The 14,010-nt window shown below is 59.8% G+C and carries 7 protein-coding genes; 4 read left to right on the top strand and 3 right to left on the bottom strand.

Features of this window, described 5'->3' with window-relative positions; translation table 11 throughout:
* Positions 1-19 precede the first annotated feature (19 nt).
* Positions 20-4,792, bottom strand: a complete 4,773-nt coding sequence (locus KTT_RS21040) for a HEAT repeat domain-containing protein (RefSeq protein WP_160146012.1) — start codon at positions 4,790-4,792, stop codon at positions 20-22.
* A 226-nt stretch (positions 4,793-5,018) separates the two neighbouring features.
* Positions 5,019-5,210 (bottom strand): hypothetical protein, encoded by a 192-nt coding sequence (locus KTT_RS21045; protein ID WP_126597903.1) that lies wholly within the window; start codon positions 5,208-5,210, stop codon positions 5,019-5,021.
* A 562-nt stretch (positions 5,211-5,772) separates the two neighbouring features.
* Here KTT_RS21045 and KTT_RS21050 point away from each other — a divergent pair.
* Positions 5,773-6,258, top strand: coding sequence for a group II truncated hemoglobin (locus KTT_RS21050; RefSeq protein WP_126597905.1), 486 nt, complete (start codon positions 5,773-5,775; stop codon positions 6,256-6,258).
* Positions 6,259-6,329: 71 nt separating this feature from the next.
* Here KTT_RS21050 and KTT_RS21055 read toward each other — a convergent pair whose 3' ends face one another.
* Positions 6,330-8,615, bottom strand: coding sequence for a S9 family peptidase (locus tag KTT_RS21055; protein WP_126597907.1), 2,286 nt, complete (start codon positions 8,613-8,615; stop codon positions 6,330-6,332).
* 533 nt (positions 8,616-9,148) lie between these two features.
* On the opposite strand from KTT_RS21055, the gene KTT_RS21060 reads away from it, so the two are divergent.
* The 3 genes from KTT_RS21060 to KTT_RS21070 all read left to right on the top strand — a co-directional run bounded on the left by KTT_RS21060 (position 9,149) and on the right by KTT_RS21070 (position 13,765).
* Positions 9,149-9,841 (top strand): CBS domain-containing protein, encoded by a 693-nt coding sequence (locus tag KTT_RS21060; RefSeq protein ID WP_160146013.1) that lies wholly within the window; start codon positions 9,149-9,151, stop codon positions 9,839-9,841.
* A gap of 22 nt (positions 9,842-9,863) precedes the next feature.
* Positions 9,864-11,870 (top strand): GNAT family N-acetyltransferase, encoded by a 2,007-nt coding sequence (locus tag KTT_RS21065; protein WP_126597911.1) that lies wholly within the window; start codon positions 9,864-9,866, stop codon positions 11,868-11,870.
* A gap of 515 nt (positions 11,871-12,385) precedes the next feature.
* Positions 12,386-13,765 carry an IS4 family transposase gene (locus KTT_RS21070; RefSeq protein ID WP_126595959.1) on the top strand — a complete coding sequence of 460 codons (1,380 nt, stop codon included), beginning with the start codon at positions 12,386-12,388 and terminating at the stop codon, positions 13,763-13,765.
* The last annotated feature ends 245 nt before the right edge of the window (positions 13,766-14,010 follow it).

Raw genomic sequence — 14,010 nt, forward strand, 5'->3', positions numbered from 1 at the left:
AAGATCTCCGGCCAGATATTCAGTCCACCGTCCCACTTCGTTCATCGTCTTCGATACCTGCCTCCAGCGAAAGAATCTGAGCCAGCGCATCATCTGCTGCATCCCGCACCGCCTTGATGCTATCCTGGCGCATGGCGAGCAAACGGAGCAGAGCGACATCTGGAATATTGCGCCGGATGTTGCCCAATGCCTCAGCTGCTTTGATGCGTACCTGCCAGTGAGGCCAATCCAGCAACTGCGTCACGCTGTCAAGCAGATCCGGCTCGCCTTTGCTCAAGAACCCGATAATCTCAGCTCTCCACCCCTGGGTGAGCGAACCAAGATATTTGCCTGATGGTTGACCCTTGAGGATGGCCTCCGCTTCAGCGAATACTTCACGCACCATTTCATCGTCCTCTCTTCCCTTGAGTGCTTTGAGTGCCGCCGCTCTGACATCGATATCCTCATCACATAACGCGACAATAAGTGAGGCTGTTGGGACACGCGCACCGAGTTTGCTCAGCGCTTCTGTTACTACCCTGCGCATATCCCTCTCAGGATCATACAGAGCCTCTATCAACGGCTCGACGGGCGCTCGTTCTCCTAGCTCTCCTAATGCATACGCTGCTACTCTGCGCACATCCTCCTCAGGGTCATGCAGCGCTTCTACCAACGGCTCGACGGGCGCTCGTTCGCCTAGCTCTCCTAACGCATACGCTGCTACTCTGCTCACAAGCATCTCAGGATCATGTAGCGCTTCTACCAACGGCTCGACGGGCGCTCGCTCTCCTAGCTCTCCTAACGCATACGCTGCGGCCTTGCGCACATCCCCCTCAGGATTATGCAGAGCTTCCACTAACAGCTCGACGGGCGCTCGTTCGCCTAGCTTTCCTAATGCTTCAACTGCGGCCTCGCGCACAAACAGCTCAGGATCATGCAGAGCTTCCACCAACGGCTCGACGGGCGCTCGTTCGCCTAGCTCTCCTAATGTTCGGGCTGCTGACGCGCGCACAAGCAACTCAGGATCATGTAGCGCTTCTACCAACGGCTCGACGGGCGCTCGTTCGCCTAGCTTTCCTAATGCTTCAGCTGCTGCCTCGCTCACAAGCAGATAATGATCATGCAGAGCCTCTATCAACGGCTCGATGGGCGCTCGTTCTCCTAGTTTTCCTAATGCTCTTGCTGCTGCCTCGCGCACATCCCCCTCAGGGTCATGCAGCGCCTCTATCAACGGCTCGACGGGCGCTCGTTCTCCTAGCTCTCCTAACGCATACGCTGCTTCCATGCGCACATCCCCCTCAGGGTCATACAGAGCATCTATCAACGGCTCGACGGGTGCTCGTTCTCCTAGCTCTCCCATTGCTCTTACTACTACGCTACGTCTAAATTCGTCAGGATCATCCACATATTCCATCAATAGTTCTGCGGGTATTTTCTTTCCTACCTCCCATAATATGTATGCCGCTGAATTTTGTATAATATAGCTTTTATTAAGCAACATACTTATAAGTCTCTCTATTGGTGCCTCTTCTCCTAATGCCCCGAATACTTTCACTACCGCACTGCGCACGCTCCACTCAGGATCAGATAACAGTGCCAGCAGTGGTTCTACAGGTGTTTGCTTTCCTAAATCCATGAAGCACTCAACAGTTGCTGTGCGCATTTTTGCATCAGTATCCTGTAGATAGATCAGAATTTTTTCAATAGCTTCTGGTATTTTTTTCTGTGTTAACAATTGTAAAGCTAAAAATTGCGTCACTTTCCCTTCACGATCGACCAACGCTCCTCTCTTTAGTAAAGAGATTTCCTCTCCTACCTTCCCTAATGCATACGCTGCTCGTCTGCGCACAGACGTGTCAGGATCGTGCAAAGCCTCCACCAAGGGCTCTATCGGCGCTCGCTCGCCTACTTTCTCTAATGCAAAGGTTGCTTCATATCTCACCAAAGCATCAGAATCATGCAGAGCCTCCACTAACGGCTCTATCGGCGCGCGCTCTCCTACCTTCCCCAACGCCTCGGCGGCTGCCTGGCGTAAAAAGCTTTTAGAATCATGCAGGGCCTCCACCAAGGGCTCTATCGGCGCGCGCTCTCCTACTTTCCCTAATGCATACGCTGCCGCCGCGCTCACATATATTCCAGGATCATGCAAAGCTTCTACCAACGGCTCGACGGGCGCTCGCTCGCCTAGCTCTCCTAATGCGTCCAATGCTGCTTTGAGCACCTCCCAATCAGGATCATTCAAAGCTTCTACCAACGGCTCGATTGGCGCTCGCTCGCCTAGCTCTCCTAATGCATACGCTGCGGCCTTGCGTACGTCCGCCTCAGGATCGTGCAGCGCTTCTACCAACGGCTCGATTGGTGCTCGCTCGCCTAGCTCCCCTAACGCTTCGGCTGCTGCCCTACGCACACCCCTCTGAGGATCGTGCAAAGCCTCCAGGAACGGCTCGACGGGCGCTCGTTCTTCTAGCTTCTTTAACGCACGAGCAGCACTAGATCGCATCCTGGAATCTTTATCATAAAGAGCAATTTCAAGCAACGTCTGTGGCAACCCACTTGGTTTTAATTCTGCTAGCACTTCTACAGCACAGCGACGCACATCGCTATACGTATGCCCTAGAGCTTGCTGCAATCTCTGTATCACCACCTCCGTCGTTTCATCGCTCAGATAAGCAAAATCCTCTGTCAACTGCTCAAGCCTTCGCCGCCTCAAATACTGCTGCTGTTTCGCAGCGCTCAGCAGCTCATTCACCCACCGCTCTGCAATCTCCCCCTCCAGCTGTGCAACCAGCCTATGCTCCCCTGTCGAACTTCCTACCAGTTCGACCAGGGATTTCAGCGCCAATACAAACCCCAGCAGCCCTGGATCGCCTTCCGCCGTTGTCTGCTGGTTCATCAATGCATGTATCCAGCGCACGGCTTCCTGGATACCCCGCTTGTCGGGGAGCTGGGCGAGCACGCCGACCATCAGCCGCAGCACTCCGGTCCAGCGACTGTAGGTGCGTTTGCTCCAGGCCAACGCCCATGCCTCTTCTCGTTTCTGCACATGCGGATCCGTCAGGCGGCGGGCCAATTCGGTTGCGGCCAGGTATTCCTGAAAGGTCTGGTGCCTGAAGCTGTAGGTGTCGTGGGCCAGGAGCTCCATCATGCCCGAATCGATGATCTGCTGCGTGACCTGCGTTGTCTCATCCCAGGGGTGCTGCTGCACCACGCCCAGAAACTCCAGCAGGTCATCAAGCGTGTAGATGTGCCCCTTCTTTTGATGCAGCCAGAGGGCCAGCGAGCTCAAGACTGGCAGCAATTGCTCCTGGCGTAAGCGGTTGGGCTCGCGCATGGTCAGGACTGCTTCAATTACCTCGCGGTAGAGCATGGCGCGCGTGGGGGGGAGCCCGCCCGTCTGAAAGTAGACGATGGCAGCCAGACTGAAGAGCAGCGGATTCTTGCCCCATGCCGCTGCCTGGGGATGCTGTTCCAACGCCGCCACAAACGCAGTGGGGGAGGGTTCTCCGGTCTCGGAGGCAGGCAACAAGCGCTGTAATTCGGAGAACAGGTGGAGCGTGAGGTCCAGCCGCAGCGTGGCATTCATTGGCAGCAGCTCCCACTCACGAAACTGGCCTTGCGTGAACTGGCCACCTTTGTATTCGGTGAAACGCGACCCGATCACCCAGCTGTTGCCCTTCTCCGTGGCCCAGAGGTTGATATGCTTGATGATCTTCGGGCGATGCTGCGGGGCCACTTCGTCCAGGCCGTCCAGGCAGAAGAAGGCGTGGCCCGCTTCCCTGGCTTTCCACAGCAGATCGGCAAAGCGATGCTCGATGTTGAGGTCCTCGACCTGCTCATGCAGATACTGTTGCAGCGTTTTGCCCGAACGCGCCAGGTCCGCCAGGGAGACGAAGATAGGCAGCGGAGCCGATGGATTGAACAGCGCGTCCCTGGCCGCTGTCCCAACGAGATGCTTGAGCGTGGTGGTCTTGCCCGTGCCCGGCCCTCCTAAAATGACGATCCGTTTCTGCGCGCTCTTTTCGAGGGCTTCTTCACTGGTGTTGACGGTGATGTCTGCCGGCTCAGCGGCTCGGGCGGAAAGGTCATGCAGAGTGGGCTCGTCCAGGTAGCGGGAGAACTTGCCGGGCTGCCTGGGGCGCTGCTCTCGCTCCAGGTCTTCTGCCGCTAAGGGGTTCTGACGCAAGCGCAGGGGCTGGAAGATGGCTGGTAAGGAAAAGCCCTCGGTCGGGCCAACGGGCAGACGCACGGCGCTGTAGAGCCGAAAGAGGTGCTCTAGATAGCGGGTGCGCGCGTGTTGGTAGAGAGGGGATGAGAGGTCGATGCCTGGCGAGGCGGTCAGTTGCTCATGCGAGGGTGACCACTCGTCGATGACGTTCTTGATGCCCTGCACGATATCGACAAGGGCGGCCTCCTGGTCCTTCCAGGTTTTGGCCGGCTTTCCGTTCGTTGGCAGCGGACGCAGGTGGCCGAAGGGGGTGCTCTGCCAGTCGGTGGAACGTACGAGGATGGGGATCACCCGTGCGTACCCCTGCTCGTGTCGTTGCAGAGCCTGTGCCAATTCGTTGCCATAGCAGTGCTCGGAGGCGATGAAGTCCGGGCTGACCAGTAAGAGAATGAGATGGGCCTCTTCCAGTTGCCGCTCGATCTCTCGCGCAGGCTCTGCACCCGCTATCACCTGTTGCCGGTGCCAGCTGGTGATGATGCCCTGCCGCTGTAGGGCGGTAAGATGGATATCCAGTTTTTTGCGCCACTCGTCATCTTGTTGCGCGTACGAATAGAAGAGCCGCAAGCCGCTTGTAACGTGTTCGTCCATCGATAGCATTCCTCGTTTCTATTTTGGACAAGGGACGTATTGTCAGCACGTAGACCAACGCTCCTATTTCTCTCTTTCTGCCTGGCTGGTCCTCCACTACCTATCCTCCCTGCGTGCGCCACCATGGGATCAGCAGGTCCAGGCACCAGTCGTGTCTCATACGCTCCTCCTGTCTCCATTGCTCGCTGCAGCTCGTCGTAGAGCTCCAGAATGACCTGCTCCTTGATCAGCGCATAATCGTCTGACCCTGAGCGAAAAGGGGATTGAATTGAATCAAGGGCTCAGGCCAGAGCACACCGTGCTGGAAGCGCTCGTGATCAACGAACAAGCGCATGGTGGTGTCGTGTATCTTGATGAAGCTCTGAATGTAGGTCGCGGAGTTACCAATGAGAGTGTTGCGGAGATCAAAAATAGTCATCAGCCAATCCTTGCTAGCTTGTTCACACATGAAGAGATTGTAACTAGTGTAGAGAGTGAAGTCAATACAGAAGAAAAGAAAACAGGGCTATTTAAAAGTAGCAATCAGCGGGGTCAAGGGGCGGCTAGCCCCTTGCGGGGCGTGGGGTGTCCCCACTCACCCTCTTCCCCTCTCGCCGCCGCCGAAGGCGGCAAAAAAGACTTTTAAATGCCCCTGAGAAGAAAACCGCTAGCTTGCTCTGATTGATGGTTATACACTTTGATTGTTATGGCCCTCAGACGGAAGACTGGACTATTAAGAGGAACTGGCAGCTCTTCAGACACACGGTCCAGAGCCGAGGACGGTTCCTGCCTGGAAGGTTCGCGAGCATGCTCTATCCTTCATGTGAGACATTGCACCTGTAGAAATGTACAGGGCAAGTCAGGTAGTTTGCAGAGGGCACAAAATATATCTGGCATGTTATAAACATAATGGGTAACCATTAATGTTGCATATGGTACTTTCAAGCAGAATATATATATAGCATAGTGTACGAGAAGAAGGAAAGGATAGGGTAGAATTCATGCCAGTTCCCACCCTTTATGAATGGGCCGGCGGGATGCCCGCGCTTGAGCGGCTGACGACGGTCTTCTACCAGCGCGTAATGGAGGACTCTTTGTTGCAGCCGATCTTCGCCAGCATGCCGAAGGATCATCCGCAGCACGTGGCCTGGTGGTTGGCCGAGGTCTTTGGAGGACCGGCCGCCTACAGCGGTCCCTATGGTGGTAGCCATCATTCGATGATGTCCAAACATCTCGGCCGCCATCTGACCGAGGAGCAGCGTGTGCGCTGGGCCCATATGCTTGGGGCCGCCGCCGATGAGGCCGGCCTCCCCACCGATCCCGAGTTCCGCTCGGCCTTTGTGGCCTATATTGAATGGGGAACACGCATCGCGGTGATTATGTCGCAGCCCGGCATGGAGCTTCCGGCCAAACCCGAGCCGATGCCTCACTGGGGCTGGGGTGAGGTCCTCCCCCCCGAATACGCCTCCACCAAAACGGAATCATAGGGAAATTATGATATGAGGTTGCCGGGTGGAAAAACTTTCCGCCCGGCAACCTCATGTGTGTATCGTTTAGTTTATAGGAAGCGCTCGAACCATTGGATGGTGCGGCGCAGGCGGTCGATGCGCTGGTGGGGTGCGCCGACGCCGGGCCAGTCCATCAGGTGGCTGGTGTTGGTGTAGCCGATCAGCTCCACAGGCTGCTTGCGCTTGCGCAGGGCGACGAAGAGCTGCTGGGACTCGCTGAAGGGGCAGCGCTGGTCGTTCTCGGCGTGCAACAGCAGCAGGGGGGTCTGGATGGCCTCGGCATGGGTGAGCGCGGAACGCTCGTGCTGGCGCGCCCACGTCTCCATGGAGAGGTTGAACCAGATGGTCTGGTCGGAGAGCAGGGCGGCGCCAGGAATGTAGCTGATGCCGTTGCGGCTCACGGCGGCCCTGAAGCGCTGCGTCTGACTGATGCTCCAATTGGTCATGTAGCCGCCGTAGCTGAGTCCGCTGATGCCAAGCCGCTCACCGTCGATCTGTTCCGTAGCGATGACGTGATCGACGCCGACCATCAGGTCCTTGAAGTCGTCGCCGCCCCAGTCGTTGAGGACGCGGCGCGCGAAGTCCTCGCCATAGCCGGCGCTGCCCCTGATATTTGGTGCCAGCACCGCGTAGCCGCGACCCGCCAGCACCTGGAACTCATGGACGTAGCCGTCGCCCCAGGCCAGCGAGGGACCGCCGTGCGGACATACGATCAGCGGGGCTTTGATGTTCTCGGGCAGCTGCGGCAGGTAGAGCCAGCCCTCGATCTCCAGTCCGTCGAAGCTCTGCCAGCTGATGCGCTTGGGGCGCGTCAGGCGGTGGCTCTGCAGGATGGCGTCGTTGACGCGGGTCAGCTTGCGTGGCTGCTTGCCCGTGCTATCCATGCACCAGATATCGCCGGGCGTAAACCAATCGGCGCGCACCATGGCGATCGTCTGCCCATTCTTGCTGAGCTGCGGGCTGATGTAGCGCCCATTGCCATTGGTCAGCCGCTCGCTCGTCTGCTGGGCGAGGTTGAGGCGATAGAGATGGAGCTGTCCGCGCTCCTGCACCGGAACGAGCAGGGCCTGGCTATCAGGATACCAGCGAGGAGGCGTCAGATATTCGTCGCGCAGCTCATCGATAATCCAGGATTGGCAGGTGAAGGCATCAGCTCCGGGGACCGCCAGGCGTGGTGTGCCGCCCTGCGCATCGACGATCCAGGGCATGATATTGCCCGCCTCGCTCTGGTCGGGGGTATAGAGGTAGGCGATCTGGCGGCCATCGGGCGACCACGCGGGCATCTGGGCCAATCCCTCCTCGGGCGTCAGGCGGCGCATCTGGCCGGTCGAGAGTGTCAGCACCCATAGCGCCAGGCTCACGCTCAGATCGGGATCGGCGCGGCGGTTGGCGCAGAAGACCACCTCCTGTCCGTCCGGTGACCAGCAGGACTGGGTGAGATCGACCGATTCGGAGGTCAGGCGCATCGGATTGCCGTTGAGCGGGATCAACCACAACTGCTGGTGGCGACCATTGGTGTGCCCCTTGCCGTCCCAGCGGCTCCCCAGCCGCGTATAGACGTTCAGGGTATTCTTGGGCTCGACGGCCTCGGCGGCCTGGTCATCCTGCGGCTTCCAGGCGCTGTGGGCCAGCAAGATCTGGCTATTGGGGTGCCAGCTGTATTCGCTGATCCCCTGCGGCAGATCGCTGATCTGCTGCGCCTCGCCGCCATAGAGCGCGAGCACATAGATCTGGGGGACGCCCGAGCGATCGCTGAGGAAGGCCAGGCTCTGTCCATCGGGCGACCAGCGCGGCGTGCTATCATGGCAGATTCCGCTGCTCAGCTTGCGCGGCACCGCCGTCTTGCCGGCCGTGATGTCGACGAGCCAGACGGCACTACTCGTCTCCTCCGCGTTGCTCTCCATTACGGTATAGGCGATCAGACTCCCATCCGGCGAGATCTGCGGATCGGACGCGATCTTGAGCGAGAGCAGGTCCTCGACATCCATGGGAGGCACGACCGGCATCGCCCCCGGCAACGGGGCTGAATGCGTCGCCGTCGGCGTCTGCTCGATCGGCATCTGGATCGTACTCGCCTGCGCATCGGCCGGGGCCGGTTCCGGCGGGCTGGACGGCTCTACCGGCTCAGGCGGCTGCTCATCGCTCTGCTCTGGTTGATCGGGTTGCGCGGGGGTGGGCGCGGGCGGCGCGTCAGCGGTCGCGCCGTCGCTCTCTTCTTGTGGCGCCAGCTGCCCCTGTTGTCCATCTAATTGTGATCCGGTGTCCTGCGCATACTGGGATCTCTGGGATGAAAGCTGAGTCGTCGGTTCATCATCCTGGTTCTCTAGCTCACTCATAACATATCCCCTCTATATCATTAATGTACATGTGTCGTATCGATATTTTACACGATGTATACGTGTCAGATCGAACGTAGGTTTGAATTGCTCCATCTGAACCATATCATAGCCATTGAACTTGAAAAATTAATGTAAATGGCATTGCCTGAGAGCAATTCGTGAGGGTGATGTGCTATGATACACATGATCATCCCATGGATTTGGTATCCAACACCTTCAATGTGAGAAAGAAACAAAATGCGCCGTGAGTCGCCATCGTCGCCGTAGGTTCGGCCCTTGCGGCCGATTTCCGTTCCGCGTATGAAACGCCCGGCGTAGGTTCGGCCCTTGCGGCCGATTTCCGTTCCGCGTACGAAATGCCGTGGTCAAACGCGAATGGTGATGCGAACGAGTGTTACGTGTGGAAGGGATATGATCGGGTAGGAAAAATCGGCCGCAAGGGCCGAACCTACGACGGTGGTGGTGGTCGTTGCGAGCAGCCAGGTGCAATGATGCGTTTTGGGAGGTGCGCCGTGATTGTCCAGGAAATTATGTCAACGAAATTAACGACGGTCGAGCCCGATGATACGCTGGCTCATGCCGCCAATCTGTTTCGTCAATATAGCTTTCATCATTTGCCGGTGACGCGTCGTATCTATCAGACCAATGGTGAGGGGGTGCGGGTGGCGCTGCTGACCTGCGAGGGCCTGCTATACGCGCAGGATATCGACCTGGCGGTGGCGGTGTCCGAGGGAGATGAGCAGGGGAGGCAGCCGTGGCAGGAGCGGCGTGTGGTCGAGGTGATGCATAGCGCCGCCATTCGTGTGACGCCTACGACCAGCGTGGCGGCGGCGGCCCAGCTGCTGGTTGAGCGCGGCCTGAACTGCCTGCCGGTGGTGGAATATAAACTGGTAGATGGCGAGACGCGCACCATCCTGGTCGGCCTGCTGACGCGCAGCGATCTGCTGATCGCGCTCTCGCGGGCCATGGGTGCCTTTGAGCCGGGTATGCAGCTCGACATCGCGCTACCCCACGGCGACATGACGCCGTTGGCGCGCACGCTCCAGCTGGCGGCTGAGCTGCACGTCCACATCCGCAGCGTCCTGGCGGCCCCGCAGAGCGACGGCACCCTTTCAGTCGCCACCGTGCGCCTGGGCACGATCAATCCCACGCCCTTGCTGCTGCGCCTGAAACAAGAAGGCATCCAGTACACCTTTGGCGGTCCCTTGCTGGCGTCCCATTAGTAGATCGGAGAGGCAAAGAGCTATGGCAGAGCAAAAATCCCCCAATCCCAATCATCGAGCGCGCCTCATATTTGATCCGCAGGAATTGAACTATGACTTCGGCGAGCAGCATCCCCTCAATCCCGGCCGGTTGCGGGCCCTGGTTGATCTGCTGGCTTGCAGCGGTCTCTGGGATGTCAATGATGAGCGCACGCGCCTGGGCCTGCGTCCCGCCTCGATTGAGCAGCTGAGCCTGGCCCATGATCCCGCCTACATCGCGGCCGTGCAGCGGCTCGGCGAGCCGGACGTCGCCGACAGGACGCCGGAAGAGGAGGAGCAGCGGCGCGAGCTGGCGCAGCGCTACGGCTTTGGGGATAGCGATACGCCGCCGGTTCCGGGCATGCACGAGGTCTCGGCCATGATCGCCGGTGGCTCGCTGGTGGCGCTCAGCGCCGTCATGGGACTGCCCGAAGGGGGCACCTTCGCCTCTGAAGAGGAACGTCCTCTGCACGTTTTCCATCCGCAGGGGGGACTGCACCACGCCTGGTCCGATCGCGCCTCCGGCTTCTGCATCTACAACGACGCGGCGGTGGCCATCGCGCACGTCCTGCGGGCCAGCGAAGCCAAGATCCTCTACATCGATTTCGACGCCCACCACGGCGACGGCGTGCAGCGCGCCTTCTACGATGATCCGCGCGTCATGACCATCTCGATCCACGAGACCGGCCGCTACCTCTTCCCCGGCAGCGGCGATGTGCTGGAGATGGGCAACGGCAGCGGACGCGGCTACTCGATCAACGTGCCGCTGGAGCCGTTTACCGAAGACGACAGCTATATCGAGACCATGGACCCCCTGCTGTCGCAGCTGGTGACGGCCTTCGCCCCCGACGTGATCGTGAGCGAGCACGGCTGCGACACCCACGCCTGGGACCCGCTGACGCACCTCAATCTGACCATGCGCGGCATCGGCGCGCAGATGAAGCTGGCCCATCAACTGGCCCATACCTACTGCGATGGACGCTGGGTGGCCCTCGGCGGCGGCGGCTACGCCCTCTACAGCGTGGTCCCACGCGCCTGGAGCCGGCTGTGGGCCGAGATGTCCGAGCAAGAACTGCCCGAGCAGCTGCCGCAGGAATGGATCGAGCGCTGGCAGCCCCTCTGGCAGGCCGCTCTGGAGCGTGAGCAGCAGGGTCAGCAGATCATGGGCAAGCAGCCCACGCAGGAGGAGTTCCCCACCACCTTCAACGACCGTCCTGAGCTCTTTCCACCGCAGCCGCGCCGCTGGGAGATCAACCACATCAACCGGCAGACTGTCGGTCTGGTGCGCCACCTGCTGATCCCATCGTCGATCCGTCAGGCCTTCCCCATCGCGCGCCACCGCTCGCCGCTCTCGGACCTCTTCGACCTGCTGCACCTCAACCGCAGCTCGACGCCCTCGCGCATCCGCACCCTGCAGACCATGCGCGGACCCGTTCTGCTGCGCGACTTCAGCCCGCCATCCCTGATTGAGCGCCTGCGGCCCGATCACGGCCTCAGCTCGTTCGCCCGCCTGCCCGAGCGCGAGCACCAGCTGCTGCTCGACATCGCCCGCAGTCCCGACTGCGCCCTCACCGTCGCCCACACCCCGGCCGGCGAGATCATCGGCCAGGTCACTATCGCCCCCGCCGACGAATGGTGGGAGGGTGTCGAAAACCTCTACGAGGTCGCCATCGAGGTCAGCTCCGACTGGCGCGGCCTCGGCATCGCGCGCGAGATACTGGCCTTTGCCCTTGAACTCGACGCCAAAGAGGACATGATCTTCTTCGCCATCGGCCTCTCCTGGCACTGGGACGCCGAAGGGCTCGGCATCTCCACCTTCCGTTACCGCGAACTGATCAAGCATCTCTTCGGCACCCAGGGCTTCGTCGAGTACGCCACCACCGAGCCCAACGTCAGCATGGAGCCCGCCAACGTCCTCGTCGCCCGCATCGGGGACCGCGTCGACCCGCGCGTCTCCAAACAATTTCTCAACCGCCTCATCCGCTCGACCGCCTTCACCCCGCATTGGTAACGCCACCAACGAAAAGAGAAATCGGGGCGTGGGTTCGAACCCACGCCCCGATTTCCCATATCCTCCCCGAAAATGAAACGCCCCCTCCAACACGAAACGCCCCCAAAAAATGGAACGCTCAATTCCATAAGGAACGTAATCGTAGAGTCGACCCTCGAGGTCGACTGGACCGCCAGCGTCAGCGATTGCGGTCCACGTCCCCGGCCGGTTCGGCTTCCCATGGAAAATTCCTCGCCCCACGTGGTACCCCGGGAGGAACGTTCGCTTAAAGGTTCGTGTGCGGAACGTTCCCCTCGGGGAACAACGTTTGCCAGCGTGTACGCCACGAGAAGGGTGTCGTGGGGGGACGTGGGCTGCCGCCGCTGGCGCTGGCAGCCCGGTCGACCTCGAGGGCATCTGTTGATACTAAATAGCCAAAAGGTCTCTGGATGGGGAGGGAGACTTGCCAGAGTGGCAAATATCGAGGAACATCCAAAGAAATTGTCATCACACGTTTTCGAAAGGATCTTCCTCGTATGCCTCATCATACCGCATCTGGGCCCGAAGAGGCGAATGCCGATTCGCTCTCACAACAGATCGTTGGCTGCTTGCAGCGCCTCATCGAACCCTCTGATCCCCCTGCCGCTGCGGTGAGCCGCCCTCGTGGACGACCCGCAGTGCTCTCCTCTGAGCATCTGTGTCTGGCGGTCTTGCTGGCGCTGCTGCGCGGCTTGAAGAGCTATGCCTGCGTCTGGCGCCTGATCACCTGGTCGGGGGTCGGCCACTTTCCTCTCTTGCCCCATACTCGTGACGCCATCCGCAAACGCCTCTTGCACACCTCCCTCGACGTCTGGCAGCGCCTCCTGCTGCGCGTGAGCACCGGCTTGCATGCCCAAACCCAGGCGGTCGCCCAGTGTGATCTGCTTCCCTGGGTTTCCCATATCTTCGCTCTGGATCAAACCACGCTCGATGCCGTCCAGCGGCGCATGCAGGATGTGCGCGATGAAGCCGTGGACAGTCCACGCCTGCTGGTCGGCAGACTGGCCGCCCTCTTTGATGTCCGCCGCCAGCAATGGGTTCGTATCCTCTTCCGTGAGGACGTCTTTGCCAATGAAAAACTGCTCGTCCAGGACGTGGTGCGTGGATTGCCCGCTGGCAGCCTGCTGCTGGCCGATCTGGGCTACTTCAGCTTTCCCTGGTTTGACTGGCTCACGGACCAGGGCTTTTTCTGGCTCTCACGGATGCGGGAGAAGACCTCCTACCAGATCCTGCACGTCTTTGTGCAGCAAGGCACCACGCTCGACGCCCTGGTCTGGCTGGGAGCCTACCGCGCCGATCGCTGTGCCCACCGGGTGCGCCTGATCCAGTTTGAGCATCACGGCAAGCTGTACCAGTATCTGACCAACATCTGCGAACCCGATCGCTTGAGCATGAGCGAGGCCGCTCGCCTCTACGCGCGTCGCTGGGAGATCGAGCTGGCGTTCAAAGCGCTCAAATGCACGCTGGGCATTCGCGTGTGGTGGTCCTGCGATCCTCTCCTGGTGCTTCAGCAGCTCTTCGCCGCCTTCATCCTGGCTCAGGTGCTCCATGCGCTCCACGCTCAGGTGGCCTTCGCCGCCCAGGTCCCTCTCTTCGACGTGTCCTTGCCCGTGCTTGCCACCTTGCTTGCTCAGGCGCCCACGCGATCGGGTGGGCAGCCCCTGATCCAGCGACTGCTCGAGGTGGGTCGGCGCCAGGGTTTGATCCGGCCCTCGCGGCGCATCGAGCCAGCCGTCCCTGCTCTGCTGAGGTCCTACACCCCGGCCCCACCTGATCTGCCGACCATCCGACCGCCACGCTACGCCCATCGTGTCCGTCAGGGACGTTCGGATCGACCCGACTTTGTGCCTCGTTTTTTCACCTTCATCGTGATTTAGTATCAACAGATGCCTCGAGGGTCGACCCTACAGGGGCGTTTCACGTTGGGGGGAGTGTTTCGAATTTTGGGTGCGTTCCGCGTGGAATTGGGGGATGTGTTTACCGTTGCGTTGAATGTATTGCTCCTTGCGGCGCAACTCCAAATCAGCAATATCCAGACTGTGGGAGGGGAGATGGGTAGGTTGTGCCAGCCAATGTTAATCTATGCTATTAATGTCTGGCTTATGCCAACCATCTAGAATGA

The organism is Dictyobacter aurantiacus (assembly GCF_003967515.1).
Taxonomy (GTDB): domain Bacteria; phylum Chloroflexota; class Ktedonobacteria; order Ktedonobacterales; family Ktedonobacteraceae; genus Dictyobacter; species Dictyobacter aurantiacus.